General features: G+C 73.3%; 22 protein-coding genes and 1 pseudogene. 10 read left to right on the top strand and 13 right to left on the bottom strand.

The features are described from left to right. Window positions 1–25 precede the first annotated feature (25 nt). Entirely contained in the window at window positions 26–1,531 is a 1,506-nt protein-coding gene (locus ACQP10_RS28360; RefSeq protein ID WP_433540046.1) for a hypothetical protein, read from the bottom strand. 851 nt (window positions 1,532–2,382) lie between these two features. Between ACQP10_RS28360 and leuS the strand changes: the two genes are divergently transcribed. Then, window positions 2,383–4,869: a leucine--tRNA ligase gene (leuS, locus tag ACQP10_RS28355; RefSeq protein ID WP_312873559.1), complete on the top strand. Its 2,487-nt coding sequence runs from the start codon at window positions 2,383–2,385 to the stop codon at window positions 4,867–4,869. 211 nt (window positions 4,870–5,080) lie between these two features. On the opposite strand, the gene lexA is transcribed toward leuS, so the two are convergent. Further along, the gene (lexA, locus tag ACQP10_RS28350; protein WP_218912654.1) at window positions 5,081–5,785 is read right to left on the bottom strand and encodes a transcriptional repressor LexA; all 705 of its coding nucleotides are present in this window, start codon (window positions 5,783–5,785) and stop codon (window positions 5,081–5,083) included. Window positions 5,786–5,997: 212 nt separating this feature from the next. Between lexA and ACQP10_RS28345 the strand changes: the two genes are divergently transcribed. The 3 genes from ACQP10_RS28345 to ACQP10_RS28335 all read left to right on the top strand — a co-directional run bounded on the left by ACQP10_RS28345 (window position 5,998) and on the right by ACQP10_RS28335 (window position 10,112). After that, window positions 5,998–6,276 (top strand): hypothetical protein, encoded by a 279-nt coding sequence (locus tag ACQP10_RS28345; RefSeq protein ID WP_390002181.1) that lies wholly within the window; start codon window positions 5,998–6,000, stop codon window positions 6,274–6,276. Between the two features lie 421 nt (window positions 6,277–6,697). Further along, window positions 6,698–7,159, top strand: coding sequence for a transcriptional regulator NrdR (gene nrdR, locus ACQP10_RS28340; protein WP_179826633.1), 462 nt, complete (start codon window positions 6,698–6,700; stop codon window positions 7,157–7,159). 91 nt (window positions 7,160–7,250) lie between these two features. Further along, window positions 7,251–10,112 (top strand): vitamin B12-dependent ribonucleotide reductase, encoded by a 2,862-nt coding sequence (locus ACQP10_RS28335; RefSeq protein ID WP_179826634.1) that lies wholly within the window; start codon window positions 7,251–7,253, stop codon window positions 10,110–10,112. A 170-nt stretch (window positions 10,113–10,282) separates the two neighbouring features. Here ACQP10_RS28335 and ACQP10_RS28330 read toward each other — a convergent pair whose 3' ends face one another. The 6 genes from ACQP10_RS28330 to sigJ all read right to left on the bottom strand — a co-directional run bounded on the left by ACQP10_RS28330 (window position 10,283) and on the right by sigJ (window position 14,849). Further along, the gene (locus ACQP10_RS28330) at window positions 10,283–10,789 is read right to left on the bottom strand and encodes a hypothetical protein (RefSeq protein ID WP_179826635.1); all 507 of its coding nucleotides are present in this window, start codon (window positions 10,787–10,789) and stop codon (window positions 10,283–10,285) included. Window positions 10,790–11,092: 303 nt separating this feature from the next. Beyond that, on the bottom strand, window positions 11,093–12,052 hold the full coding sequence (pip, locus tag ACQP10_RS28325) for a prolyl aminopeptidase (RefSeq protein WP_179826636.1): 960 nt from the start codon (window positions 12,050–12,052) through the stop codon (window positions 11,093–11,095). A 175-nt stretch (window positions 12,053–12,227) separates the two neighbouring features. After that, window positions 12,228–12,866, bottom strand: a complete 639-nt coding sequence (locus ACQP10_RS28320) for a TetR/AcrR family transcriptional regulator (RefSeq protein WP_246424732.1) — start codon at window positions 12,864–12,866, stop codon at window positions 12,228–12,230. 173 nt (window positions 12,867–13,039) lie between these two features. Further along, window positions 13,040–13,195 carry a hypothetical protein gene (locus ACQP10_RS28315; RefSeq protein ID WP_179826551.1) on the bottom strand — a complete coding sequence of 52 codons (156 nt, stop codon included), beginning with the start codon at window positions 13,193–13,195 and terminating at the stop codon, window positions 13,040–13,042. 326 nt (window positions 13,196–13,521) lie between these two features. Further along, window positions 13,522–13,986, bottom strand: a complete 465-nt coding sequence (locus tag ACQP10_RS28310) for a carboxymuconolactone decarboxylase family protein (RefSeq protein WP_179826637.1) — start codon at window positions 13,984–13,986, stop codon at window positions 13,522–13,524. Continuing rightward, the gene (gene sigJ, locus ACQP10_RS28305; RefSeq protein ID WP_346023167.1) at window positions 13,983–14,849 is read right to left on the bottom strand and encodes an RNA polymerase sigma factor SigJ; all 867 of its coding nucleotides are present in this window, start codon (window positions 14,847–14,849) and stop codon (window positions 13,983–13,985) included. The genes ACQP10_RS28310 and sigJ overlap by 4 nt, the downstream gene beginning before the upstream one ends. A 163-nt stretch (window positions 14,850–15,012) precedes the next feature. Here sigJ and ACQP10_RS28300 point away from each other — a divergent pair, with 163 nt between their 5' ends. Together ACQP10_RS28300 and ACQP10_RS28295 are read left to right on the top strand one after the other, a co-directional pair. Next, a complete protein-coding gene (locus tag ACQP10_RS28300; protein ID WP_179826640.1) occupies window positions 15,013–15,207 on the top strand; it encodes a hypothetical protein in 195 nt (64 codons plus the stop codon). A 124-nt stretch (window positions 15,208–15,331) separates the two neighbouring features. Then, the gene (locus ACQP10_RS28295) at window positions 15,332–15,592 is read left to right on the top strand and encodes a hypothetical protein (RefSeq protein WP_179826642.1); all 261 of its coding nucleotides are present in this window, start codon (window positions 15,332–15,334) and stop codon (window positions 15,590–15,592) included. Window positions 15,593–15,604: 12 nt separating this feature from the next. Here ACQP10_RS28295 and ACQP10_RS28290 read toward each other — a convergent pair whose 3' ends face one another. Further along, on the bottom strand, window positions 15,605–16,309 hold the full coding sequence (locus tag ACQP10_RS28290; protein ID WP_399499473.1) for a flavin reductase family protein: 705 nt from the start codon (window positions 16,307–16,309) through the stop codon (window positions 15,605–15,607). Window positions 16,310–16,393: 84 nt separating this feature from the next. Next, window positions 16,394–17,071, bottom strand: a pseudogene (locus tag ACQP10_RS28285) (NADPH-dependent F420 reductase); the annotation flags it as partial. Between the two features lie 150 nt (window positions 17,072–17,221). Between ACQP10_RS28285 and ACQP10_RS28280 the strand changes: the two are divergent. Then, window positions 17,222–17,620: a winged helix-turn-helix transcriptional regulator gene (locus tag ACQP10_RS28280; protein ID WP_346023165.1), complete on the top strand. Its 399-nt coding sequence runs from the start codon at window positions 17,222–17,224 to the stop codon at window positions 17,618–17,620. On the opposite strand, the gene ACQP10_RS28275 is transcribed toward ACQP10_RS28280, so the two are convergent. From ACQP10_RS28275 to ACQP10_RS28265, 3 genes are all read right to left on the bottom strand, one after another. Further along, the gene (locus ACQP10_RS28275; protein WP_399499472.1) at window positions 17,617–18,039 is read right to left on the bottom strand and encodes a RidA family protein; all 423 of its coding nucleotides are present in this window, start codon (window positions 18,037–18,039) and stop codon (window positions 17,617–17,619) included. The two genes, ACQP10_RS28280 and ACQP10_RS28275, sit on opposite strands and share 4 nt — an antisense overlap. 250 nt (window positions 18,040–18,289) lie before the next feature. Beyond that, window positions 18,290–19,114, bottom strand: coding sequence for a DoxX family membrane protein (locus ACQP10_RS28270; protein ID WP_433540045.1), 825 nt, complete (start codon window positions 19,112–19,114; stop codon window positions 18,290–18,292). A gap of 251 nt (window positions 19,115–19,365) precedes the next feature. Then, entirely contained in the window at window positions 19,366–20,901 is a 1,536-nt protein-coding gene (locus ACQP10_RS28265) for an MFS transporter (RefSeq protein WP_346023163.1), read from the bottom strand. A 322-nt stretch (window positions 20,902–21,223) separates the two neighbouring features. Between ACQP10_RS28265 and ACQP10_RS28260 the strand changes: the two genes are divergently transcribed. The 3 genes from ACQP10_RS28260 to ACQP10_RS28250 all read left to right on the top strand — a co-directional run bounded on the left by ACQP10_RS28260 (window position 21,224) and on the right by ACQP10_RS28250 (window position 25,854). After that, window positions 21,224–23,170: a hypothetical protein gene (locus ACQP10_RS28260; RefSeq protein WP_433540044.1), complete on the top strand. Its 1,947-nt coding sequence runs from the start codon at window positions 21,224–21,226 to the stop codon at window positions 23,168–23,170. 321 nt (window positions 23,171–23,491) lie between these two features. After that, on the top strand, window positions 23,492–24,184 hold the full coding sequence (locus ACQP10_RS28255) for a hypothetical protein (protein ID WP_433540043.1): 693 nt from the start codon (window positions 23,492–23,494) through the stop codon (window positions 24,182–24,184). Further along, entirely contained in the window at window positions 24,151–25,854 is a 1,704-nt protein-coding gene (locus ACQP10_RS28250; protein ID WP_433540042.1) for an AAA family ATPase, read from the top strand. Before ACQP10_RS28255 ends, ACQP10_RS28250 begins: the two co-directional genes overlap by 34 nt. The last annotated feature ends 156 nt before the right edge of the window (window positions 25,855–26,010 follow it).

Below are 26,010 nucleotides of genomic sequence, written 5' to 3'. Positions count from 1 at the left end.
GACCCCGGGGGCCGGGGTCTTCAGGTCACGAGGCCGCGGGCTTGATCGACTTGAACACGGTGTTGATGTCGGGCAGCAGTTCCTTCTTGCTGTCCGGCACCGACATGTAGACGACCGAGGGCAGCTGGGCCCCGGTGTTCACGACCGCCACCACCACGGTGGTCTTCGTCTCCCCGGCGGTGATCTCGTAGGCGGCGAGCTGCGCCGGGTGCCCGCCGACCTTCAGCGTCTGCTGGGCGGTCTTGCGGGCGGTGTTGCCCTGGGGGAAGAACTTGCCGCGGGCTGCCGAGGCCACCGCGTTGATCACCGGGGCGAGCCTGCCCTCGACGTACTTGCTCTTCATCCGGGCCGAGAGCGGCCCGGACATCACCTGGGCGAACTGCGGCTTGCCCGCCGCGTCGGAGCCGGCGGGGACGTACTGGCGGGTGTCGAAGCCGTAGGAGGTCTGTACGGCCGGCCGCTGGTCCAGCCGCCAGGGGCCGCCGAGCCTGGGCACGCTGATCGCGGCGCCCTGGTCGACCAGGGCGCCGGAGACCGGGGACGCCTTGCCGGGGAAGCGCGGCAGGCGAGGCACCGAACCGCTCTTGGCGGGGTCCTTCGCGGCGGACGAGGGCTTGGTCTGCGGGGCGGCGGTCTCGTCCTCCTTGCCGGAGGCGAGCGGCCCGGCCAGGAACGCCCAGAGCACGACGCCGACCAGCGCGATCACGGCGGAGCCGGCGAGCGCGTAGATCCAGATCGGCCTGCCGCGGTCCTCAAGGTCGTCATCGTCGCCCATGGCCTGGTAGTTGTCACCGAAGACGGTGTCCCACAGCTCCTGCTGGCGCTCCGGCGGCGGGGTCTTCGGGCCGCTGATCTGGCCCGCCGTGACGAACGGCCGGTTGGGGTCGGAGGGGTCGCGGCTGAGGTGGCCGCCCGGCTGGCCTGGGCCCTGCCGGGGGTCGTGCTGAGGTCCGCCGTTGCCGCCGCCGGGGAAGGGGTGGCCGGGCCCGCCCTGACCGGGCATTCCCTGACCCGGCATTCCCTGCGGGGGCATTCCCTGGCCGGGGCCGTTCTGGCCGGGCGCGGGGTACGCCGGGGCCTCCGGCGGGGCGCCCGCCGCCTGGGGTCCGTTTCCCGCCGGGCCGCCGTCCGGGGACGGGCGGAAGGGGTCGCGGGTGCCGAACGGGTCGGGGTTGGACCGCGGGTCGCGGTTGAAAGGATCGTTGAAAGGATCAGGGTTGGACCGCGGGTCGCGGTTGAACGGGTCGGCGTCGGTGAGAGGGTCCCGCCGGCCGAAGGGGTCGGGGTTCGCGCCCGGAGGGTTGGTCGCCGAGGGGGAGTAGGCGGGCATCGCCGCGGTCGCGCCCGGCTCGGTGTGCCAGCCGGTGCCGGAGGGCTGGGATGCGGCGTCCCAGCCGCCGCTCTCGCCGGAGCCGTCCCGGGACGGGGGGCCGGTCCGCCACGGCTCGCCGCCCGAGGGGGAGCCGGGAGCCTGCGGGTCGGCCGGGGGTTGTGCGCCGAATGCCTGCTGCCAGGAGCCGCTGCCGGGCACGCCGGTCCGCCAGGAGTCGCCGCCGGGCTGCGAGCCGCCGTCCTGGCCGCCGGGCTGCCGCGCGTCCGGGGCCTGCCGGCCGGAGGACTGCGGGCCGGGGGCTGCTGGCGGAAGACGTCGTCGCCCTGCGCCATCGCGGCCTGCCAGCCGTTGCCGGGCGAGGTCTGCCCGGAGCCGCCGGCCTGGGAGACGTCCTGCGGGCGGGGCAGCCGCGGTCCGGTGCCGAGGGGGTCGTCCGCCCAGCTGGGAGGGTCGGCCGGCTGCGGCCATGCCGGGGGCAGGCTCGACTGGCTGGACTGCTCCGAAGCCATTGCTTCCGTACCTCCTGCGCGGGCGCCCGAATTGTGGGTATTGGGCATGGTCTCATGCGGGGCGGGATGGTTCCCAGGGAAACGGGAGAATCCTCCCCGGAACTGAAGGCCGGTGGGATCGGTCGGCGGGTCCTGCAACGGCAGGCCGGCCTCGGAGGGGTCCGGGCCCTGCCCCGGCTCGACTGAGTGTGCCACGGTGAGAAGAGTAAACGGGCGAGGCAGGTGAGGCCGTAACGGACGCATCGCCATCGGATCTCGGCCCGCCCGTATCCAGCGGTCCGGTCCATTGTGCCGGACCACGATCCCGGATGCCGGCGTTTCGCCGTGGACGAAGGTTCTCCGGGCCATGAACACGGCTTGCGAACTGCGATAGTCTTGACGTATGCGTGCCGCGGCCCTGCTGCTTACCGGGCCGCACCGGCCTTCCCGGGGCTAGACGCCCTGCCGGTGCGGCTGCCCTTCGCGTGAGCGCGAAGGGTTTTTCTATTGGGCCGGATGGGTCAGATCACCTACGCATACGTATACCGAGGGAAGATTGACGTGAGCGAGCGAGCCGACATCCAGAGCGACGAGCAGCACTACGACCCGCAGGCACTGCAGGCCAAGTGGCAGCGGCGGTGGGAGGAACTGCAGCCCTTCCGCGCCGACGACGACCCGGCCGACACCCGCGAGCGGCGTTACGTGCTCGACATGTTCCCCTACCCCTCGGGCGACCTGCACATGGGCCACGCCGAGGCGTTCGCCATCGGTGACGTGGTGGCGCGCTACTGGCTGCAGCGCGGCCACAACGTGATGCACCCCATCGGCTGGGACTCCTTCGGCCTGCCCGCCGAGAACGCCGCGATCAAGCGGAACGCCCACCCGGCCGAGTGGACCTACGCCAACATCGACACCCAGGCGAACTCCTTCAAGCGCTACGGGATCTCCTTCGACTGGTCTCGCCGCCTGCACACCAGCGACCCCGAGTACTACCGCTGGACCCAGTGGCTGTTCACCCGCTTCTTCGAGCGCGGCCTGGCCTACCGCAAGGGCGGCCTGGTCAACTGGTGCCCCGCCGACCAGACCGTGCTGGCCAACGAGCAGGTCAAGGACGGCCGGTGCGAGCGGTGCGGCGCCGAGGTGGTCCGCCGTGAGCTGACCCAGTGGTACTTCAAGATCACCGACTACGCCGACCGGCTGCTGGACGACATGACCCAGCTGGAGGGCGAGTGGCCCGAGCGCGTGCTGACCATGCAGCGCAACTGGATCGGCCGGTCCGAGGGCGCCGACGTCGACTTCGCGATCGAGGGCCGCGACGAGCCGGTCACCGTCTACACCACCCGCCCCGACACCCTGTACGGCGCGACCTTCTTCGTGGTCGCCCCGGACGCCCCGCTGGCCGAGGAGATCGTCTCCGAGGAGCAGCGGGAGGCGTTCGAGGCGTACCGCGCCGAGGTGGCCAAGCTGTCGGACATCGACCGGCTGTCCACCGAGAAGGAGAAGACCGGCGTCTTCCTGGGCCGCCACGCGATCAACCCGGTCACCGGCGAGCGCATGCCGGTCTGGGCGGCCGACTACGTGCTGTCCGACTACGGCCACGGCGCCATCATGGCCGTTCCCGCGCACGACCAGCGTGACCTGGACTTCGCCCGGGCCTTCGACCTGCCGGTCCAGGTCGTCGTGCACACCGGCCTGGCCGACCCGGGTGAGACCGGCGTCGCCACCGCGGGGGAGGGCACCCTGGTCAACTCCGGCCCGCTGGACGGGCTGAGCAAGGCCGAGGCGATCAAGAAGATCATCGAGGTGCTGGCCGGGCGCGGCACCGGCCGGGCCGCGGTCAACTTCCGGCTGCGCGACTGGCTGCTGTCACGCCAGCGCTTCTGGGGCTGCCCGATCCCGATCATCCACTGCCCGGACTGCGGCGAGGTGCCGGTCCCGGACGACCAGCTGCCGGTCACCCTGCCCGACATGCGCGGCGAGGCCCTGGCGCCCAAGGGCGTCTCCCCGCTGGCCTCGGCCGACGACTGGGTCACGGTCGCCTGTCCCAAGTGCGGCGGCTCCGCGCGGCGGGACACCGACACGATGGACACCTTCGTCGACTCCTCCTGGTACTTCCTGCGCTACGTGGACCCCTCCTACGAGGAGGGCCCGTTCGACGTGGAGAAGCTGCGTCTGTGGGGGCCGGTCGACCAGTACGTCGGCGGCGTCGAGCACGCGGTGCTGCACCTGCTGTACGCGCGGTTCTTCACCAAGGTCCTGCACGACATGGGCATGGTCGACTTCACCGAGCCCTTCCGGCGGCTGCTGAACCAGGGTCAGGTCATCAACCAGGGCAAGGCGATGTCGAAGTCGCTGGGCAACGGCGTCGACCTGGGCCAGCAGATCGACGCCTACGGCGTGGACGCCGTCCGGCTGACCGTGGTGTTCGCCGGTCCGCCGGAGGACGACATCGACTGGGCCGACGTCTCCCCGGCCGCGTCGCAGAAGTTCCTGGCCCGGGCGTTCCGCGTCATGGCCGAGGCCGGCGCGGCCTCTGCCCCCGGCGCCGACGTCTCCACCGGTGACCTGGAGCTGCGCCGGTTCACCCACCGGACCGTCGACGAGGTGACCAAGCTGGCCGAGTCCCACCGCTTCAACGTCGCGGTGGCCCGCCTGATGGAGCTGACGAGCGCGGCCCGCCGCGCCATCGACGCCGGTCCCGGCGCCGCCGACCCGGCGGTCCGCGAGGCGGCCGAGGCGCTGGCGGTCATGCTGTCGCTGGTCGCGCCGTACACCGCCGAGGAGGGTTGGGAGCGGCTGGGCCGCTCCGCGTCGGTGGCCAGGGCGGGCTGGCCGGTGGTCGACCCGGCACTGCTGGTCCAGGAGTCGGTCACCTGCGTGGTGCAGGTCGCGGGCAAGGTCCGCGACCGGCTGGAGGTCTCCCCGGAGATCTCCGAGGCCGAGCTGGAGGCGCTGGCGCTGGCCTCGGACAAGGTCCGAGCCTTCCTGGACGGCGACCCGCGCAAGGTCATCGTCCGCGCGCCGAAGCTGGTCAACATCGTCCCCTGAGGCTCCGGGGCGTCCGTACGGCGGATGCCTCCATTCCGGGGACCGGCGGCCTGCGGGCCGGACGGTCCCCGGCCGGCCCGGGCTCGCATCGAGCACGAAGGCGACCGGCGTGTGAAGCGGTCCCCGGGCGGCCGGACGCGTGTGAAGACGACCGGCACGTGAAAAGGAGCGGGCCCCGGTGGAGACCGGGGCCCGCTCTTCCGGGGAAGGGTCAGAGCTTGCGCAGCACCGCGACGACCTTGCCCAGGACGGTCGCCTCGTCGCCGGGGATCGGGTCGTAGTTCGGGTTGTGCGGGACCAGCCAGACGTGGCCGCCCTTGCGCTTGAAGGTCTTCACCGTGGCCTCGCCGTCGATCATCGCGGCGACCACGTCGCCGTTGTCGGCCACCGGCTGCTGGCGGACGACGACCCAGTCGCCGTCGGCGATGGCGGCCTCGATCATCGAGTCACCGGTCACCTGGAGCAGGAAGAGCGTGCCCTCGCCGACGAGCTGCTTGGGCAGGGCGAAGACGTCCTCGACGCTCTCCTCGGCGAGGATCGGGCCGCCGGCGGCGATCCGGCCGACGAGCGGGACATAGGCCGCGGTGGGGCGGCTGACGGTCTCCTGGGCGGCGTCCGGGTCCACCCACAGCACCGGCTCGCCGGGGAGGCGCACCTCGAGCGCGCGGGGACGGTGCGGGTCGCGGCGCAGGTAGCCCTTGCGCTGCAACGCCGTCAGCTGGTGCGACACGCTGGAGGTGCTGGTGAGCTGCACCGCCTCGCCGATCTCCCGCATGGACGGCGGATAACCGCGCTGCTGCACCGAGTCGCGGATGACCTCCAGGATCTTCCGCTGCCTGGGGGTGAGGCCGAGGGAGTCACGTCTGCGCACCGCCAGGTCGTTGACGGCCGAACCGTTCTCGTCGTGCTCGCTCATGCGATCTCCTTGCCTCCCGGTCTGTATTGCCCGTGTCGCACACAGCGACCGTACCGCCGTCGAAGATCATGTTCAAACAACTGTTCGAGTCTTCCTCGAAATGACCGACGGCGTGGTGTACAACATCGTACGGGAGTTCGATCGACATCGTGTTCGATTCACCGATCTTTCCTCGACGTGTGTTCGACCAGGTCGGAGGGGGTGGGGTCAATATGAAGACGACCGCGGCGGAGATGGCGGCGCGACGGTCCCGGCGGCGGCCCGGCCGCAGGCCCGGGCCGCCGGGGAACGTCCGATACCCTGGTGCGCCGGTCCGGCTCACCAGGCGGGGCAGGGCCGTCGTGCTGGCGGTCCTCACGCTCGTCACCCTGGGGGCGCTGTGGCTCGCTCCCCGTGTCGACGCGACCCTCGGGGTCGGCTATCCGGGGTGCGCCGACTCCTCGCGCGCCCCGGCCCCCGGCGACGCCGCGCCCTGGCGGGCGGCGCCGTGATCATCGCGATCGCCGCGGCGACGCGCCCCGGAGGGTGACGGCGCGCCCCGGCGCCCCGCCGGCCGCCGGGGCGCCAGGGCGCGACGGCGTCGTGGGTCGTGGGTCGTGAGGACGAAAAGGGGCAATGGGGGGTGTTACCACCGTGACCGGCGGGGCAGGAGGGGGAGACACGCCGAGGCGGCGCGCTGATCAGCGACTTCGGCGCGCGGGGTCCGGCTGACTTGCGTTCATGGTCCGACCCTCCTACCGTTGGACCACAACATCTAGTGGCTCCACCGGCGAAGCTCACCATAGATTGTGTTTTCGTTACCGCATTTCGACCTTTGGAAGATGTGCGCGAGCGCCCCTGCCATGGGATTTGCGGGACGCACGAGGCGAAACACAGGGTGCGGGGTCACGGCAGGCCAAGGAGGCGACCCGCGTGCACTGTCCGTTCTGTCGTCACCCTGACACGCGGGTCATCGACAGCCGGTCCACCGACGACGGCGGTGCCATCCGCCGCAGGCGCACGTGCCCCGAATGCGGCCGCAGGTTCACCACGCAGGAGACCGTCCTGCTCATGGTCAGCAAGCGCAGCGGGGTGACCGAGCCGTTCTTCCGGGACAAGGTGATCGCCGGAGTGCGGCGGGCCTGCCAGGGGCGTCCGGTGAGCGAGGACTCCCTCGCCCAGCTGGGCCAGCGGGTGGAGGAGAGCATCCGGGCGACGGGATCGGCCGAGATCGCGGCGCACGAGGTGGGGCTGGCGATCCTGGGCCCGCTGCGCGAGCTGGACGAGGTGGCGTATCTCCGGTTCGCCTCCGTCTACCGCGGCTTCGAGACCCTGGCCGACTTCGAGGCCGAGATCGAGCAGCTGCGCGCGGAACGCTCCGCCAAGCAGGACTGAATTCAAACCCCGGGCGCCGGGGGCCAGAGCGGCGCGTTGATGTGGTCCGACTCGTGGGTTCCGCGAAGCGGGGCCCCGGAAGGGGGAAGTCATGACGGAGACGGTCAGCGGTACGACCGCGGGCGGGGGCAAGCGGCTGCGCAAGGGGATGAAGATGAAGCGCATCTTCACCACCCCCGGGGTGCATCCCTACGACGAGGTGTCCTGGGAGCGCCGTGACGTCGTCATGACCAACTGGCGGGACGGCTCGATCAACTTCGAGCAGCGGGGCGTGGAGTTCCCCGAGTCCTGGTCGGTCAACGCCGCCAACATCGTGACCACCAAGTACTTCCGCGGCGCGGTGGGCACCCCGCAGCGCGAGTGGAGCCTCAAGCAGCTGGTCGACCGCGTGGTGGGCGTCTACACCAGGACCGCGGTGGAGAACGGCTACTTCGCCACCGACGAGGACGCCGAGATCTTCGACCACGAGCTCAAGCACGCCCTGGTCAACCAGGTCTTCAGCTTCAACTCGCCGGTGTGGTTCAACGTCGGCACCGCCTCGCCGCAGCAGGTGAGCGCCTGCTTCATCCTCGCCGTCGACGACACCATGGAGTCGATCCTCGACTGGTACAAGGAAGAGGGTGTGATCTTCAAGGGCGGTTCGGGCTCCGGCGTGAACCTCTCCCGGATCCGCTCCTCCAAGGAGCTGCTCTCCAGCGGCGGTACGGCCAGCGGCCCGGTCTCCTTCATGCGCGGCGCGGACGCCTCCGCGGGCACCATCAAGTCCGGCGGCGCGACCCGCCGCGCGGCCAAGATGGTCGTCCTGGACGTCGACCACCCCGACGTCGAGGAGTTCATCGAGACCAAGGCGCGCGAGGAGGACAAGGTCCGCGCGCTGCGCGACGCCGGGTTCGACATGGACCTGGGCGGCAAGGACATCGTCTCCGTCCAGTACCAGAACGCCAACAACTCGGTGCGCGTCTCCGACGAGTTCATGCGCGCGGTGGAGGACGGCGGCCGGTTCGGCCTGCGCGCCCGTCTCACCGGCGAGGTCATCGAGACGGTCGACGCCCGCGACCTGTTCCGCAAGATGGCCAAGGCCGCCTGGGAGTGCGCCGACCCGGGCGTCCAGTACGACGACACGATCAACGACTGGCACACCAGCCCCGAGACGGGCCGCATCACCGCCAGCAACCCGTGCTCGGAGTACCTCCACCTGGACAACTCCTCCTGCAACCTCGCCAGCATCAACCTGCTGAAGTTCCTGAAGGAAGACGACAGCTTCGACGTCGCGGCCTTCGTGAAGGTGACCGAGCTGGTCATCACCGCGATGGACGTCTCCATCACCTTCGCCGACTTCCCGACCGAGAAGATCGCCGAGACCACCCGCGCCTACCGCCAGCTCGGCATCGGCTACGCCAACCTCGGCGCGCTGCTCATGGCCACCGGCCACGCCTACGACTCCGAGGGCGGCCGGGCCATCGCCGGCGCCATCACCTCGCTGATGACCGGCGTCTCCTACCGCCGCAGCGCCGAGCTGGCCGGGGTCGTGGGACCGTACGACGGCTACGCCCGCAACACCGAGGCCCACAAGCGCGTCATGCGCAAGCACGCCGCGGCCAACGACGACCTGCGCACGCTGGAGGCCATGGACAAGGCCCTCCACGCCGAGGCGACCCGCCAGTGGGCCGAGTGCCTGAAGCTCGGCGAGAAGAACGGCTACCGCAACGCCCAGGCGTCGCTGCTGGCGCCCACCGGCACCATCGGCCTGATGATGGACTGCGACACCACCGGCATCGAGCCCGACCTCGCCCTGGTGAAGTTCAAGAAGCTCGTCGGCGGCGGTTCCATGCAGATCGTCAACCAGACGATCCCGCGGGCCCTGCGCCGTCTGGGCTACCAGGAGGAGCAGGTCGAGGCGATCGTCGAGTACATCGCCGCCAACGGCCACGTCGTGGACGCCCCGGGCCTGCGCCCCGAGCACTACGAGGTGTTCGACTGCGCCATGGGCGAGCGGGCGATCGCCCCCATGGGCCACGTCCGTATGATGGCCGCCGTACAGCCGTTCCTGTCCGGCGCCATCTCCAAGACGGTCAACCTGCCCGAGTCGGCCACGATCGAGGACATCGAGCAGGTCTACATGGCCGGCTGGAAACTCGGCCTCAAGGCCCTGGCGGTCTACCGCGACAACTGCAAGGTCGGCCAGCCGCTGTCGGCCGCGGGCAAGAAGCCCGAGGACAAGACGGCCGAGCAGCCCGCCGAGCAGGCCGCGCAGCCGCAGGTCCAGATCGTGGAGGTCGGCCGCCCGACCCGCCGCCGGATGCCGAACCAGCGCCCCAGCACCACCACCCGCTTCACCGTGGGCGGCGCCAAGGGCTACATGACCGCCTCGTCCTACCCCGACGACGGTCTCGGCGAGGTCTTCCTGAAGATGTCCAAGCAGGGCTCGACCCTCGCGGGCGTCATGGACGCCTTCTCGGTCGCCATCTCCATCGGCCTGCAGTACGGCGTGCCGCTGGAGACCTACGTCAGCAAGTTCGTCAACATGCGCTTCGACCCGGCGGGCATGACCGACGACCCGGACATCCGCATGGCCGCCTCGGTGATGGACTACATCTTCCGCCGCCTGGCGCTGGACTACCTGCCCTATGACGAGCGGGCCGCCCTGGGCATCTTCTCCGCCTCCGAGCGGGCCGCCCAGCAGCGCGGCGAGGACCCGGCCGCGCTGCACACCGCCGAGGTCATCGCCGAGCTGGCCACCTCGGCTCCGATCGAGCAGGCCAGGTCCGGTGAGGAGGCCGGCGCCGCGGAAGCCCCGGCGGCCGAGACCGGGCCGGAGCGCGGCGGCTCCCTGGAGTCCCACCAGGGCCGGACCGCCGACGCGCCGCTCTGCCTGACCTGCGGCACCAAGATGCGCCCGGCCGGCAGCTGCTACGTCTGCGAGGGCTGCGGCTCCACCAGCGGCTGCAGCTGATCACGGCGCCTCTTCGCGGAGGCGGAGGCGGGGGCGGTGCGCCCGGCGGACGGCCGGGCGCACCGCCCCCGCGTGTGAGCGGCGTGACGGGCGCCGGCGGTCGGCCGGCGCCCGTTCGCCTGACCGGGGGAGCGCGGCCTTCCGGGGCGCGGCGAGCTCCTCAGCGGCCGTCAGCCGCAGTTGTCCCAGGACGCCCGGCCGCCGGTCGCGATCTGGGACGCCTGGCCGCCGGTCGGGATCTGGGGGGCGCGGCCGCTGGACTTGATGATGCCCCAGTACTTCACGCAGTGGCCCTTGGCGTACAGCTTCACCGGGCCGGCGTAGTACTTGTACTTTCCCTCGGCGTGCTTTTCCACGGTCCGCATCGGCTCGCGCTTGATGCGCTTGGTCTGCACCTCCAGCCGGGCCATGGTGTAGGTGGCGCTGCCGATGAAGCTCGACTTGATGGTGGTCACGCAGTTGAAACCGGTCGAGCGGTTGTAGAGCAGGTAGACGCGGCCGTAGACCTTGCCGGTGGAGGTCTTGACCACCCGGCTGCCGTCGTTCACCCTGCCGAACCCGGCGCCGCAGACGCCCTCCGGGGTGTAGGAGGCCGCCACGGCGTACGCCGGGTTCGCCATGACCGCGCCCGCGGAGAGGGCTGCGGCGATGATGATCCTGCTTGTCGGCTTGAGCACTTACTCATCCCATCGTCTTGCGACGCTCGTCGTCCGGACGAGCCAGGGAGCGATCTTCCCCGTCGTTCGACGCGGGAAGATCAGGATTTGTTCGGGATGTCCGGCTTTATTTCATGACGGATTCCGGCCGGTTCGCCCGTCGGCCGAGACCGGCCGGACCGCTCCCGCAGCTCACGCCGACCTGGACCGATCCAGCGGGGACGGGTGGCCGACGGGCGCGGAAACACCCGGGAGCGGGGAGGCCGACGGGGGCGGCGCGCGCCGGAGACCGGGATGACCGGCTCCCCGGCGCGCGCCGGAGGATCACCGTACGGCGAAGCGGTCGAGCGCGGCGCGGATCTCGTCGCGCATGGTGTCGCTGCCGGTGTGGCCGGAGTCCTCGACGATGACCAGCTTCGCGTCCGGCCAGGCCTGGGCGAGCTCCCAGGCGGTGGAGACCGGGCTGCCCAGGTCGTGGCGGCCGTGGATCAGCACGCCCGGGATGCCGGCCAGCCGGTGCGCCTCCCGCAGCAGCACACCATCCTCCAGCCAGGCGTCGTGGGAGAAGTAGTGGGCGCAGATCCGGACGAACGCCAGCATCTCGTCGGACGGCCGGTCGCTGTAGGCGCCCTTCTTGCCGTTCGGCTCCATGGAGATCACCGCGTCCTCCCAGGCAAGCCAGTCGGTCGCCGCCCTGGCCCGCACCTCGGCGTCGGGGTGCTCCATGAGCCGGGCGTAGGCGGCGAGCAGGTCGCCGTCGCGGTCGGCCTCGGGGACGCCGGCCCGGAACCGGTCCCACGCCTCGGGGAAGAACCGGCCGACGCCCCGGTACAGCCAGTCGGTCTCCGAAGGCCGGGTCATGGTGACGGCGGGGATGACGATCTCCGACACCCGCTCGGGGTGGCGCTCGGCGTAGGCGAGGATGAGCGTGGATCCCCACGAGCCGCCGAACAGCAGCCAGCGGTCGATGCCCAGGTGCTCGCGCAGCCGTTCCATGTCGGCCAGCAGGTGCTCGGTGGTGTTGACGCTCATGTCGGCGGCGGGGTCGCTCGCGTGCGGGGTGCTGCGCCCGCAGCCGCGCTGGTCGAACAGGACGACCCGGTAACGCTCGGGGTCGAAGGAGCGGGGGTGGCGGGCCGAGGACCCCGCCCCGGGGCCGCCGTGCACGACGAGGGCGGGCTTCCCCTCGGGGTTGCCGTACACCTCCCAGTGGACGAGGTTGCCGTCGCCGACGTCGAGCATGCCGTGGTCGTAGGGCTCGATCGGAGCGGGGGGCCGGGTCATGTCGGATTCCCTTCGGTGATGCGCCGTACGGTGTGACGGCGCGGCTGGGCGAAGGATCCCGAAAATACAACAGTGCTGTTACATCAGGCGAGTGGATTTCCCCGTCCCGGGCCGGAGTCGCTCGGCACCCGCCCGCGTCACCTGATCGACGCCGACCGGACCGGTGCGGCCCGGGTCAGCGGGCCGTCCAGCGGCGGGTGACCTCCTCGGCGGTCGGCGGCGGGCCGGGCGGGGGAGGAGCCGAGGTCAGGCGCAGGGCGTCCAGCATCAGGGCGAGGTGGCGGCGCCGTATCTGCGCGGTGCGCTCCTCGTCGCCGAGGTGGAGGGCGGCGAGCTGGTCGAAGATCAGCGACATGTCGGAGGTGTTCAGGCCCGGCCGTACGGCACCCGCCCGGACGGCGCGGTCGAAGACCTGCTCGGCGAGCCCGCCGGCGCGGGCGGCCTCGCGCCCGAGATCCTCGGTCGGGGTGAAGGTCCCGGCGAGGTTGATCGTCAGGGAGTGGACGTCGGCGTCCACGACGCGCCGCATGAAACCGGCGAGCGCCTCCCACGGGTCGTCCTGGCCGGACAGGGCCGCCTCGGCCTCGGCGATGTAGGTCCGCAGGCCGTCGGAGCAGAGCTTACGCAGAAGGTCCTCCTTGCCGGCGTAGCGGCGGTAGAGCGCGCTGATGCCCACCCCCGCCCGCTCGGCCACCGCCGAGATCGGAGCGTCGGGGTCGGCGACGAAGACCGCCCGCGCCGCTTCGAGGATCACCTGGTCGTTCCGGGCAGCCTGGGCCTTGCGTCCGCTCATCGGGGCCGGTGTCGTCTCCATGTCTCCACTATAGTTACGGAACATAGTATTCCGTTCTGTGGACTGCGGCGGGTCGCCGGGGAGATCCGCGACGATTCCGGGAAGAGCGGCCCCGGGAGAACAGAAAGACCCGCACCAGGCGGGTCTTTCACTGGAGTCCCGGCGGGGGAGCACCCCTGCCTTCTCCCGGGCGGTCAGGCCGCCGGTGTGGGGCCGCTCGTGCGCGGGAAGAGCACGACGTTCCGTCCGGCGTAGGCGCGAAGGTCCACGACCTTGCCGTCCCCGGCGGTCCTGCGGTGCTTCGCGGAACGGATATCTCTGATCTTGAGCCGTGCGACCTGAGGTGGCACGACCGCAAGTCTCCTCATTGAGCCCCCCGGCGTGATGATTCCGTTACGCGAGTTGTCTACAGAGAATCGCGTAAAACCACTGTAAAGGGACGTTCAATAAGGGAGCATCCGGCCCGACGGGGTCCGCAGGTCCGGTTCGGTGCCGATGGTGCGGCGGCGCCGGTCGCGCGGCCTGATGGTCTTGCTGCGACGCATGGTCCGCCTCCTTTTTCCTCGCGCCCGGTGTGTCCGATATCACCCGGCATTCCCCTTCGCGGGCCCGCGTAAAAGGCTGGCTCGCACGGAAAGCCCGTGCGAGCCAACCTAGCCCCGTCATCCCCTCCGGATCAACCGGTTTGGTGGCGGAGAGAACCCGCGATCTTACGTGTGGTGACGCAGATCCGGTTCCAGGCGTTGATCGTCGCGATCGCCACCACGAGCGAGGCCAGGAGCGGCGGCTCGAAGTGCCGGGCCGCCTCCTCCCACACGTGGTCCGGCACCGCCTCCGGTCGGTCGCTGAGCCGGGTGGCCTCCTCGGTCAGGGCCAGCGCCGCCCGCTCGGCGTCGGTGTAGTACGGCGCCTCCCGCCAGGCGACCACCGAGAACAGCCGCTCGTCGCTCTCGCCGGCCTTCTTGGCCTCGTGGCTGTGCATGTCCACGCAGAAGCCGCAGCCGTTGATCTGGCTGGCCCGCAGCTTCACCAGCTCCAGCGTGGTCTTCGACAGGCCGCTGCGGTGGAGGTACTTCTCCAGGCCCCGCATGGCCTCGTAACCCTCGGGGGCCAGCTCGGCGACGTTCATCCGTTCCTTCATGGAATGCTCCTTAGTTTCTCCGGGTTCATCACGATGTAGATCTCGGTGATCCGGCCGCCGGCCGTGTTCAGCGCGTAGACGGCGGGCGTCGCGTCCCGCCGGGACCGCAGCAGCCCCGGCCAGCCGTTGACCATGACCGGCGCGAACCCGTGGGAGGACCCGTACCGCCTGGTGACCCCGAGCAGGAAACGGGCCACCCGGTCGGCGCCGCGGACGGGCCGCCTGGCCGCGGTGACCAGGCCGCCCCCGTCGCTGCGCAGCACCACGTCGGGGTCGAGCAGCTCCATCAGCGCGCCGATGTCGTCTCCGGCGCCGGCCCGGGCGAACGCCTCGACCACCCTGCGGTGCTCGGCGGCGTCCACCTCGAACCGGGGCGCCCGCGCCGCGACGTGCCGGCGGGCCCGGGCGGCGAGCTGGCGGCAGGCGGCCGGTGAGCGGCCCACGGCCCGGCCCACCTCGTCGAACGGCAGCCCGAACACGTCGTGCAGCACGAACGCGGTGCGCTCGGCCGGGCTGAGCGACTCCAGCACGACGAGCATCGCCATGCTCATCGACTCGTCCAGCGTCACCCGGTCGGCAGGGTCGCCCCCGTCCACCACCGGCTCGGGCAGCCACGGCCCGACGTACTCCTCCCGGCGCACCCGCGCCGAGCGCAGCACGTCCAGCGCGAGCCGGGAGACCGTGACCACCAGCCAGCCCGTGACGTCCCGGATCTCCGCGCGACCGACGCGGCCCAGCCGGAACCAGGCGTCCTGAACCACGTCCTCGGCCTCGTCGATGCTGCCGAGCAGGCCGTAGGCCACGCCCACCAGGCGGGGCCGGATGGCGGCGAACTCGGCGGCGAGATCTTCATCGGTCTTCACACATGGAGGACGGGACACCCTCCGAGTGTGTGACATCCACCGGGCGGCGCCGCCGCCGGAGCCCCCGGGAGGGCCGGAAGGCCCGGGGAAGATGGTGATTGCGCCCTCTTACGCGGCGTGTGTTGACTTACCATGACGGAGACGTGAAAGGGGCGGGGGTGAAGTGAACGTCATCGAGCCCACTCCCGTCCACGCCGCGGCCTGCGAGACCGTTTCCGAGCACTGGTGCGGCCGGGGCACGTGCCCCGTGGCCTGCAGCGACCCGGGCTGCTCCGTCTGCCATCCCGAGCCCGCCGGCCCGGTCATCGTCTTCCGCACGCGGCCCGCGGCCGCCCCCGGAATGCCGGCCTCCGCCTGACCCCGATCCCGCCCGGGCACGGGACGGAGCCCCGCGGGGGCGGGTCAATGTTCGACCGGCTTCGTCTGAGGCCGCCCCCGGGCGGGTAGACCCACGGCGATGACGCCGGTTTTCGGGGGGAGACATGGCTCGGTGTGAGGTCTGCGACAACGACTACGACATGTGCTTCGAGGTGCACGCCCAGGGGGCCGTGCACGTCTTCGACAGCTTCGAGTGCGCGATCAGCAGCATGGCTCCGGTCTGCGAGCACTGCGGCGTGCGGATCGTCGGGCACGGGGTGGAGGCCGACGGGCGCTGGTACTGCTGCGCGAACTGCGCCCGGCAGGAGGGCGCGGAGGCGATCGTGGACCGGGTCGGGGTCCCGGCCCAGCAGCGCGGCCGGTAGACCGCCGGTCGGCTACGGCGCCGGGCGCGGACGGGAGTCCTCCCCGGCGCCCGGAGCCGGCTCCCCCGGGCGTGGGCGCGGCGTCTCGGAGCGGAAGCTGTGGCCCAGTTCGGGCCCGAGGCCGTGGTAGTGCCGGAAGTTGTAGATCAACGGGCTCCAGGCGGTGGGATCGACGTGCTGGGTCCCGGGGATCACGATGTGCGGGGCGGCGTGCACCCGGAGCACCTCGGTCTCGATGATGAGGAACCGCCCGGCGGTGTCCGGCCGTACGCTCGTCGCCCGGGCCTCCAGCTGGAGCGGGCAGCCGGCCACGCGCGGCGGGCGGACCAGCTCGGAGGGTTCGGGGCACAGCCCCGCGGCGCCGAACTTGTCCGGCTCGAACCGGAACGCGTCTCGCTTCCGGGCGGGGATCGGGTCGCGCCCGGTCAGCGGCGCCAGACGTTCCACGGCCCGCCACTGCTCCGGTGAGGGGAGGCTGATCACGACGTCGGGGCGGACGGCGAGGTTGCACGCGCCCTGTCCATCGGCGCCCAGGCCCAGCACCACCGTCGAGCCCAGTGCCCACGCCGAGGACATCGGCGTGAGGTTGAACGTCCCGTCCTCGTTCTCGGTGGAGAGCAGGACCACGGGGGTGCCGAAGTACAGGATGTTCGGAGTGATCACCACGTGGGGGTGGTGCGGGCGGACGAGCGGCTCGTCATGGGTCGCGCTGTTCATGGTCCGACCGTAGGAACGGAACGTTTCGGCGCGTTCCGAACGGTTCCGCCCGCGCCGCCCTGCCTCGTCCCGCACCGGTCCTGATCAGCGGGCGGTCGCGGCGGGGTCGCCGAACGCGTACCGCGCCGGCGGCAGGACCGCCCGGGCGTCCGCGCCGCGGAACCACAGGCCGACCATGAACGCCATCGTCGCCTCCAGCAGCCCGGCGCGGTCCAGCCCGCCGCCCTCGACGGCCGCGCAGCCCAGGTCCTCGACCAGGGAACGCACTGTCGCGAGCGCTCCCGGGTCGTCCCCGCACAGCGGGACGGCCAGCCGTTCGCCGTCGAAGACGGGCGGCGTCATCCGCCAGACGTCCTCGTGGCACAGGTTGAACGCCTTGACGACACGGGCGCCGACGGCGATCTCCGCGACGCGCCGCGCCATCGAGGGGCCGCCTTCCGTGGTGAGGAAGAACTCCCCGGGAACCACGGAGTTGGTGCAGTCGATCAGCACGCGCCCGCGCAGCGCCCCGTCCGCCGCGCCGGCCGCCGCGAGGACGTCGGGCACCGCCTCCGCGCGTACGGCCAGCAGCACCGTCTCCCCGAACCCGGCGGCCTCGGCCCAGGTGCCCGCGCGGGCAGCCGGTCCGAGACGCTCCGCCAGGGCCGCGGCCTTCGCCGCGTCCCGGCCGCTCACCATGAGCTCGTGACCCGCGCGGGCCCAGTGCGTGCCGAGGGCGTCGGCCATGTTGCCCGCCCCCAGGATGCCGATGCGCATTCGTCCTCCCCTGTCGTCATGGCCGGGGCCCGGAGACCGGGCGTGATCCGGTCCGCGTGCCGTCCGGTCCGGCTCCGCGCCGCGGGCCGGTGGGAACGACCATAGGGAAGCCGTAAGGCACCGTTCGGTGTGCGACGGGACGCCATAATCGGGGACGTGGACGTGTTCCTCGCCGACTGCCGCGCACGGCTCGCCTTCGACCTGATCGGCAACACCTGGAACGCCGTCGTGCTGTGGGCACTGCGCTCCGGCCCGCGCAGGCCGGGGGAGCTGCGCGAGGAGATCGGCGGGATCAGCCCGAAGGTGCTCACCGAGACGCTCCGCAGGCTGGAGCACAACGGCCTCGTCGAACGGCGGGCCTACCCGGAGGCGCCCCCGCGGGTCGAGTACGGCCTGACCGACCTGGGGCGCAGCCTGGTGCCGCTGATCGGGGCGTTCGGGGAGTGGGCGTTCGAGCACGGCGACGACGTCCTCGCCGCACAGGACCGGGCCGAGGCCCTCACCCGCGAGCGTCCCGGCGACCCCCGTCCCCGGCCCGGCGCGGGTCTCCGCTAGCCGCGTCCGGCGGCGCGCGGGACGGCGGCCACGGCCTCCACCTCGACGGCCAGCTCGGGGGCGGCCAGGGCCGCGACCACCGCCAGCGACTGGGCGGGCCAGTCGCCGTCCGGGAACCACCTGCCGAACGCCTCGCCCATCGCCGCCCGGCAGCCCGGCAGGTGCTCGGTCCCCGCGACCATCGTGAACACCTTCACCAGGTGCGCCGGCGTCGCGCCGATCGATTCGAGCAGCAGCTCGATGTTGGCGTAGACCTGCCGCGCCTGGGACTCCGCGTCCGGGCCCACGAGGGTGCCGTCCGGCAGCACGCCGAGCTGCCCGGAGATCATCACCAGCTCGTGGCCCTCGGGCACCGTGGCCAGGTGGCTGTAGCGGCCGGTCGGGGCGGCCACGACGTCGGGGTTCCAGCGGCGGATCATCGGCTCTCCTCGCGTCCTGGTACGGCGGGCGCCGCCGTGCGGCGAACCCCCGGGTACGGCGAACGCCGCCCGAGGTCTCCGCGCGACGCCATCCGCCGCATCCTCCCATGCCGCCCGAATCATCCCGTCCGAGCACCTGTCCGGAACCCCCGTCCGGAACGCCTCGTCCGCCGCGTCCTCCCACGCCGCCCAGGTGTCCCGCGGGGCGTCGATCGCCGCGCCCTTCCCGCGGTCGCGGCGGAAGGGCGGCTCAGTCTCTCCGGGGCTCGTCCCGCCGGGCCACCAGGACGTCGTCGTGGCTCCCGGCCGGGCCCGCGGGCCCGCCGTCCGGGACGTCACGCGGATCCGCGGTGTCGCCCGGGGCGCTCCGCGGTCCGGGGGCGTCCCCGTCGGCGATCCCTCCCGCCTCCCCGGTGTCCCGCGGACCGCCGTACGGGTGCGCCCGCGGCCGGGCGGGGAACTCCGCGGTGTCCCCGCCGGGCGCCACCCGGCCGGCGCCTCCAGCCCCTGCGGAACCCGCGGAACCCGCGGAACCCGCGGAACCCGCGGGGCCGGCGGCCCCGGCGGTTCCGGAGGCCCCGGTGTCCCGGGCGGACTCCGGCTCGCGCAGCGCCGCGATGACGTCGTCGGCCTCCGCCTCGGCGGCGAAGTCCTGGGCGGCCTCGGCCTCCCGCCGCCTCATCACCAGCAGGTGGTCGACCGACAGGCGGCCCGCGCCGACGACCGCGAGGAGGACGGAGGCGGCGCCGAGCGCGACCACCAGGCTGACGTCCCCGCCGGTCAGCGGCAGGCCGTGCTCGCCGGTGGTCACGGCGAACACCGCGGCGGCCTCGGCGAACAGCACCAGCCCGCAGGCGGGCACCGCCAGCCCGGCCACCAGGAGCACCCCGCCGACGAGCTCGATCAGCATCGTCGCGGCGGCCCAGATCCCGGGCGCGGGCGCTCCCAGGGACGTGAACTGGTCATTGGTGGCGGTCAGGCCCGCCTCCAGCTTGTGCCAGCCGTTCGCGAAGAAGATCCCGCCCACTCCCAGCCTGGCGGCCAGGGCGGCGAGATCGCGGAGGGTTTGTCGCACGGTTCCTCATTCTGGGGAGATTCCGCGTTCCTGCCCATAGCTGACCGCGAGCGGGTTTCTCAAACGCCCGGCGCGCGGCCGGGAAAGCGCCTCCCGTCCCCCGGGGCCCGGCTCGAGCGCCTTGACCGGTCCGGCGGTCCCGGTCCCGGTCCCGGTCCCGGTCCCGGCCCCGGTCCCGGCCCCGGTCCCGGCCCCGGTCCCGGCCCCGGTCCCGGCCCCGGTCCCGGCCCCGGTCCCGGCCCCGGGCCGGTTCAGTCCGCGTCGTCCCGCCGGTCGCGCGGCACCAGCAGCGCCACGGCCGCGGCGGTGCCGGCCAGCAGGAGCAGGCTCACCAGGATCGTGGTGTGCAGGCCGGAGACGAAGGCGACGCGGGCGGCGTCCAGCAGCGCCGTACCGGTGTCGCCGCCGACCTCCCGCGCCACGTGCGCGGCGGCGGCGAGCGACTGGCGGGCCTCGTCCATCAGGGCGGGCGAGACGCCCGAGATCTGGGCCAGCGAGGGCGCGTAGACGAGGGTGGTGACCGTGCCGAGGATCGCCACGCCCAGGCCGGCGCCCAGTTCGTAGGCCGTCTCCTCGATCGCCGCGGCCCCGCCGGCGCGCTCCTCGGGGGCGGACGACATGATCGTGTCGGAGGCGGCCAGCAGGGTGACCTGGATGCCGAAGCCGATCCCGACGAAGCAGAGCGCGAGGACCAGCGGGTGGCCCTCGGTACCCCAGGTGAGCGGGGGTATCAGCGACAGGGTGGTCAGCGCGAGCCCGCCGCTCATCGTGGCGCGCAGCCCGAACCAGCGCAGCAGCCGCGCGCCGGCCAGCCCGCCGGAGATGGCGGCGACCATCAGCGGCAGCATGCGGACCGCGGCTCCGAGCGGGCTGTCGCCGAGCACGAGCTGGAGGTACTGGGCGAGCATCAGCTCCAGGCCCACCAGGGCGAAGACGGTCAGCAGCACCGCGGTCACGCCGACGGAGAAGGCCCGCCGCCGGAACAGTTCGAGGTCGAGCAGGGGGAAGGGCAGCCTCCGCTGCCGGCGCACGAACCAGACCAGCAGCCCGGCCCCGCAGACGAACGCCGCGATCCCGGCCGGGTGGCCGGAGCCCGCCTCCTTCAGCCCGAAGGCCAGCGCGAGGATGCCCAGCACCGACAGCAGCGCGCTGGGCGCGTCCCACGGCTTCGGGTCGCGCGGGCGGCACTCGGGCAGCAGCCTGGCGGCGGCGGGCAGCAGCACCAGCAGGATCGGCACGTTGATCAGGAAGACGGCGCCCCACCAGAAGTGCTCGACGAGCAGGCCGCCGATGACCGGCCCCACCGCGGCCCCGGCCGCCGCGACCGCGCTCCACACGCCCAGCGCGAGCGCGCGCTCCCTGCGGTCGGTGAAGACCTGCCGGATGATGGACAGCGTGGCAGGCATGATCATGGCGCCGCCGACGCCCAGGAGCACCCGCGCGGAGATGAGGGCGAGCGGGGTCGGCGCGAAGGCGGCCGCGGCCGAGGCGACGCCGAAGACCAGGTAACCGGCGAGCACCAGGCGCTTGCGCCCGTGGCGGTCGCCGAGCGTGCCGAAGGTCAGCAGCAGCGGCGCGACCACCAGCGAGTAGGCGTCGATGATCCACAGCAGTTCCACCGAGCTGGGCTCCAGCGCGGCGGTCAGCGCCGGGACCGCGATGTGCAGGACGGTGGCGTCCACCGCGATCAGCAGCAGACTGAAACAGAGGAGGGCGAGGACCGACCAGCGGCTCGTCTCGCCCCGCCGATCCCCCTCGCGCCGCGAGGGCGCCACCGCGACCCTCATGGCGCTCATCGGCGGCGGGGGGTCTTGCCGGCCTGGACGAACATGCGACGCAGCTTAGGCGAAGTCGGGCACTGATTGAGTCGGCATCGGGGTATCGGTCCACGACGGCATGCTCACGGCGGCGCCGCCGGCCGGCGCGGGGCGGGCCGGCGCGCGCGACCTCTCTAGAGAGATACAGGCATGTGGCCGCCGTCTAGGCAAACGCCGTCTCCGCGCAGATCATGGCCATCGTGGCCGATGAGCGCGGGACCTGCGGCGAGCCCGGCGAGACACGTGACGCCCCCCGGACTCCCGGGGGCCGCGGCCGGTGAGAACGAGATCCGTGGAGAACGGAACCCCCCTGTCGACGGACCCCGGCGACCCGCGCGAGTGGTGCGTCCTGGCCGCGCGCCGGCTGGCCGAGGACCGGCCCGAGGACGCGCTGGAGGCCGCCCGCCGGGCGGTGGACCACGACCCGGGCGCCGAGCACGCGGCCGGGTGGGGCTACCGCCTGGCCAGCCTCGCGTTCGAACGGCTCGGCCGCTCCGCCGAGGCCGTCGCTGCCGCGGAGGAGGCCGTACGGCTGGCCCCGGGGTCCTGGGCGGCGCGGTTGCGGCTGGGCGCGGCCCTGCGGCACGTGCCCGGCCGCTGGCGGGAGTCGCGGGCGCAGGCGGCGCGGGCCGTGCGCTACGCGCCGCAGGAGCCCGACCCCCACGTCCTCGCCGGCGACCTCGCGCTGCTGCGCGGCGAGCACCGCGCCGCCGAGGGCGCCTATCGGGAGGCGCTGCGTCTGCTGGACGGGCACGCCGGGGCGAGGGTCGGCCTGGGACTCGCGCTGCTGCGCTGGGAGAGTCCCCGGGACCACCACGACCCGGCGTGGCCGGTGGATCCGCGCGAGACCGGGCGGGCGAGACGGGCCCTGGAGTCGTGGGCCAGGCAGACCCGCCTGCTGCTGGCCGCGGCGCTCGTCGCGGCGGCCGTCACGGCCTTCGGGACCGGCCTGACCACCTGGGCGGAGATCGGCGGCGGGGCCGTGCTCGCGGCCGTCGTGGCGATCACTCTCCGGCAGGCCCGCCGCGTCAGGCTCTGGCCCTACGTCCCCGGCATGCTCGCCCGGGACGTGTGGCTCGCGGCGTCCGTGTCGGTGACCCCGGTCGCGCTCGCCGCCTACGTCGCGGCGGTCGCCACCCTGCCGCGAGCCGTCTCCCGGTCCGCGGCGGGGGACCTCGACGGCACGTGGGCCGTCCTGGCCGGGACGGTCCTGCTCAACGGCGTCGCCGTGTTCGTGCTGCGCGTCCTGGCCGAGGCGTGGCGGGGACGGCCGGTCACCGCCCTGGCCCAGTTCGCCGCCGCCGGCGGGGATCGTACGGCCCGGCGTGCCGCCGACGTGACCCTGTGGCTGGTGGCGGGCCGCGCGTGGTCGGTGCTCGCCGCCGTCGCGGTGGCCGCCCGGATCACCGGGGAGCCGCGCTGGGCGGCGGTCGCGCCGGTGGTCCTGCTCGCGCCGGCCTGGGCGTACGGCGGGACCCGGCGATCGCGAAGCCCGCGAAGCCCGCGAAGTCAGCGAAGTCAGCGAAGTCAGCGAAGTCAGAGAAGCCCGGGAAGTCCGCACGGTCCGCGCGGTCTGCACGATTCGCGCGGCCCGCGCGGTCGGCGCCTTTCCGGCCGGGCGCACGGCGGCGACCGGTGGCTGGTGGCGGCGGCGGTCACGCTGGCCGCCGCGTCCGCGGCGCTCGGCGGGTCGGCGCTCCTGGCCGTGTACGGGCGTGGCCGGGCGGACGACCTGGCCTGGTGGTGCGGCGCGGGGGCGCTGGCGGCGTTCGCGGCGGTGTTCGCCGCCCGGTCGGCGCAGGCGTGGTGGCAGGGGTCGCCGGGTCCCTGGCGGGCGTCCCTGATCATGCACGACGGTCGCGGCGACCGCCTGCCGGGTGACGCCGGGCCCCCGGTCGGCCTCAGCGGCGACGTGCGCCGGGCCTTCACCCACGCCCGGGAGGTGGTGCTCTCCTGCGCCGCTCCCGGCGGGCCGCGCGCGCTCGCGGTCGGCGCGGTCGGCGCGATCGGGCCGGGCGGCGAGCTGCGCCTGATCGCCGCCGACGACGCGTGGGAGGTGGCCGAGCGGGATCCCCGGGTGGCGGTGTTCGCCGCCGACCCCGCGGAACGCGGGTTCTGGGTCGAGGTGCGCGGCATCGCGGTGGGCGACCCCGAGGCCGGCGTACTGCGCGTCACCCCCGAGCACGTCACGGTCGGCGAGTTCCCCGGACGCCACCAGGGCCGCGCCCGCGCCGGCTGAACGCCGGACCCCGGGCGCCGGGGCCGCGCCGTACGGGCTCAGCGCGGGCTCGGCACAGGCTCGATACGGGCTCAGCGCGGGCTCGGTACGGGCTCGGTACGAGAGCGCCGGGCGGGTCCGCGCGGGCTTGCCGGGCGGTGACATTCCCCTGCCGGTTTGCCGTGTCGCGTGGCGGGCAGGAGGCCGCCGCCCGGATCGTGGGGTTCATCCGGTCCCACCGCTTCGCCCGGTCGTGACCGAGCGGCGGCGTGGCGCGACGCTCAGGCGCGCGCGAACGCCTGTCCGGTGCGGTATAACCGGGTGGCAAACCGGGGAGGCGTGATGCGGGAACCCGACATGGCCCGGCCGGCGGGGCGCGCGGCGGCACGTGACGCGTTCGAGCAGGTGCGGATGCGATACTTCCGCCTCCGCCCTCCGCTGCGGCGGCTGATCCACGTCGCGGTCCTGGTCGCCGCGGCCGGGCTGGCGCTCGGCATGGGCTGGTCACTCCTCTTCGCGCTGCCCGCGACGATCGCCCTGCTCGGCTTCGTGTCGCTGGCCCTGCGCTACCCCCGCGCCGCCGCCACCGTGGCGGTCGTGGCCGCCTGGATGCTGACGCTGCCGATCTTCCAGGCCGTCTTCGGCGCCTCCGCGGCCCCGGTCGCGATGATGCTGCTGGCCCTGCCCGTGGCCGGCCTGGCGCACGTCGTCCGCTGGGTCCCCCCGTGGCTGACCACGCTCATGGCCCTGGCCGCGGCCGGGGTGGTGGCCGTCGCCGCGGGGACGGCCGTGCCGGGCGCCGCCGTATGGACCGCCTACGGCGCGGCCGCCGCGGTGCTGGTGTACCGCTTCGTCCAGGCGCGCCGGGCCAAGGCCGCGCTGGACGCCGCCGAGGGCGCGCGCGGCCGGGACGGGCCGAGCGGGCCGAACGGCTCCGCGGCCGGGAGGGGGGCCCGCCGGCCGCCGCGTCCGCCGGCCGTACCGCGCCGCCGCCGATCTCGGTGGAGCAGGCGCTCGGCGAGCTGGACGCCATGATCGGCCTGGCCCCGGTGAAGGAGCAGGTGCGCTCCGTCGCCGCCTCGATCGAGGCGGCCCGGCTGCGCAGGGAGGCCGGATACGCGACCGAGCCGCCGATGCGCCACTTCGTGTTCGCCGGTCCGCCGGGCACCGGCAAGACCAGCGTCGCCCGGACCGTCGCGAAGATCTTCTACGCCTTCGGCCTGCTGGAGACCCCGTACGTGGTGGAGGCCCAGCGGGCCGACCTGGTGGGGGAGTTCCTCGGCGCCACCGCGATCAAGACGAACGAGCTGGTCGACCGGGCGCTCGGCGGGGTGCTGTTCATCGACGAGGCATACGGCCTCATCAACTCCGGTGACGGCCAGCCCGACCGGTTCGGCGCCGAGGCCGTGCAGACGCTGCTCAAGCGGGCCGAGGACGACCGTGACCGGCTGATCATCATCCTGGCCGGATACGAGAAGGAGATGGCCGCCTTCCTGTCCTCCAACCCCGGGCTGTCCAGCCGGTTCGCGAGCCGGATCCACTTCCCCGGCTACGCGCCCGAGGAGCTGCTGAGCATCACCGAGCTGCTGCAGCGGGGACGCGGCGACCGGATGGCCGCGGACGCCGTGCCCGCGCTGCTCGCCCGGTTCGAGGACGTCCACCGGCGCGGGCTGGTCGACGAGCTGGGCAACGCCCGGTTCGCCCGCAGTCTCGTCGAGGCCGCCGCCCAGGCCCGCGACGTGCGCGTGGTGGGCGCGGGGGGCGCGCCGACCACCGAGGACCTGGTCACCGTCACCTCCGCCGACGTCACCAAGGCGTTCGACGAGCTGACCGCCCGCTACCACGGCTACCAGGCGGCCCCCAGCCTGGAGGAGGCGCTCGCCGACCTGGACCGGATGGCCGGCCTGGAGCCGGTCAAACAGCAGGTGCACGCGATCACCGCGCAGCTCAGGGTGGCGAGGATGCGCCAGGAGCGCGGCCTGCCGACCCCGCCGCAGATGCGGCACTTCGTCTTCACCGGCCCGCCCGGCACCGGCAAGACCACGGTGGCCCGCATCCTCGGCCGCATCTTCGCCGCGCTGGGCCTGCTCGCGCAGCCCGACGTGGTGGAGGCCCAGCGAGCCGACCTGGTGGGGCAGCACCTCGGCGCCACCGCGATCAAGACGAACGAGCTGGTCGACCGGGCGCTCGGCGGGGTGCTGTTCATCGACGAGGCCTACAGCCTGGTCAACGCGGGCTACGCCGGGGGCGACGCCTTCGGCACGGAGGCCGTGCAGACGCTGCTCAAGCGGGCCGAGGACGACCGTGACCGGCTGGTGGTCATCCTGGCCGGATACGAGGGCGAGATGGACCGCTTCCTGGCGACCAACCCCGGCCTGGCGAGCCGGTTCAACCAGCGGGTGCGGTTCCCCTCCTACGCGCCGGGCGAGCTCGCCGAGATCGCCGAGCTGCTCGCCCGCCGGGCCGGCGACCGTTTCGACGAGGCCGCCCGCCGGGACCTGGCGGAGGTCTTCACCTGGGTCTGCGACAACGGCCTGATCGACGGCCTGGGCAACGGCCGGTTCGCCCGCTCGTTGTTCGAGCGCGCCACGATGTGCCGTGACGTCCGGCTGGCCGCCCTCGACGGCACCGCCAGCGCCGAGGAGCTGACCACCATCACCGGCGCGGACCTGCGGGCCGCCGTCGACGAGCTCGCCGGCCGCTGACCCGCGCGCCGCCTCCCGGGGCCCGCTCCGGAGGTCGTCCCGGAGCCACGGCTCCGCCGGCCCGGACCCCGGACAGTCCGCCCGGACCTCGGACAGGCCGCCGGGACCCCGTCTTTCAAGCTCCGGCCAGGGGCTTCGCCGTACCCGGGTGGGCGC

It is taken from the genome of Streptosporangium sandarakinum (assembly GCF_050942225.1).
Classification (GTDB): domain Bacteria; phylum Actinomycetota; class Actinomycetes; order Streptosporangiales; family Streptosporangiaceae; genus Streptosporangium; species Streptosporangium nondiastaticum.
The sequence above is the reverse complement of the archived record's forward strand: the minus strand, read 5'-3'. Positions and strand labels throughout refer to the sequence as shown.

What these genes read in the sequence shown, in the direction of transcription:
- ACQP10_RS28310 (WP_179826637.1), bottom strand. Translation starts at nt 13,986, where the DNA reads ATGAAGGAACGGATGAACGTCGCCGAGCTGGCCCCCGAGGGTTACGAG.
- ACQP10_RS28275 (WP_399499472.1), bottom strand. Translation starts at nt 18,039, where the DNA reads ATGATCCGCCGCTGGAACCCCGACGTCGTGGCCGCCCCGACCGGCCGC.
- ACQP10_RS28265 (WP_346023163.1), bottom strand. Translation starts at nt 20,901, where the DNA reads ATGAGGGTCGCGGTGGCGCCCTCGCGGCGCGAGGGGGATCGGCGGGGC.
- ACQP10_RS28345 (WP_390002181.1), top strand. Translation starts at nt 5,998, where the DNA reads ATGAAGACGACCGCGGCGGAGATGGCGGCGCGACGGTCCCGGCGGCGG.
- ACQP10_RS28295 (WP_179826642.1), top strand. Translation starts at nt 15,332, where the DNA reads ATGGCTCGGTGTGAGGTCTGCGACAACGACTACGACATGTGCTTCGAG.
- lexA (WP_218912654.1), bottom strand. Translation starts at nt 5,785, where the DNA reads ATGAGCGAGCACGACGAGAACGGTTCGGCCGTCAACGACCTGGCGGTG.
- ACQP10_RS28290 (WP_399499473.1), bottom strand. Translation starts at nt 16,309, where the DNA reads ATGAACAGCGCGACCCATGACGAGCCGCTCGTCCGCCCGCACCACCCC.
- ACQP10_RS28255 (WP_433540043.1), top strand. Translation starts at nt 23,492, where the DNA reads ATGCGGGAACCCGACATGGCCCGGCCGGCGGGGCGCGCGGCGGCACGT.
- ACQP10_RS28335 (WP_179826634.1), top strand. Translation starts at nt 7,251, where the DNA reads ATGACGGAGACGGTCAGCGGTACGACCGCGGGCGGGGGCAAGCGGCTG.
- pip (WP_179826636.1), bottom strand. Translation starts at nt 12,052, where the DNA reads ATGACCCGGCCCCCCGCTCCGATCGAGCCCTACGACCACGGCATGCTC.
- ACQP10_RS28320 (WP_246424732.1), bottom strand. Translation starts at nt 12,866, where the DNA reads ATGGAGACGACACCGGCCCCGATGAGCGGACGCAAGGCCCAGGCTGCC.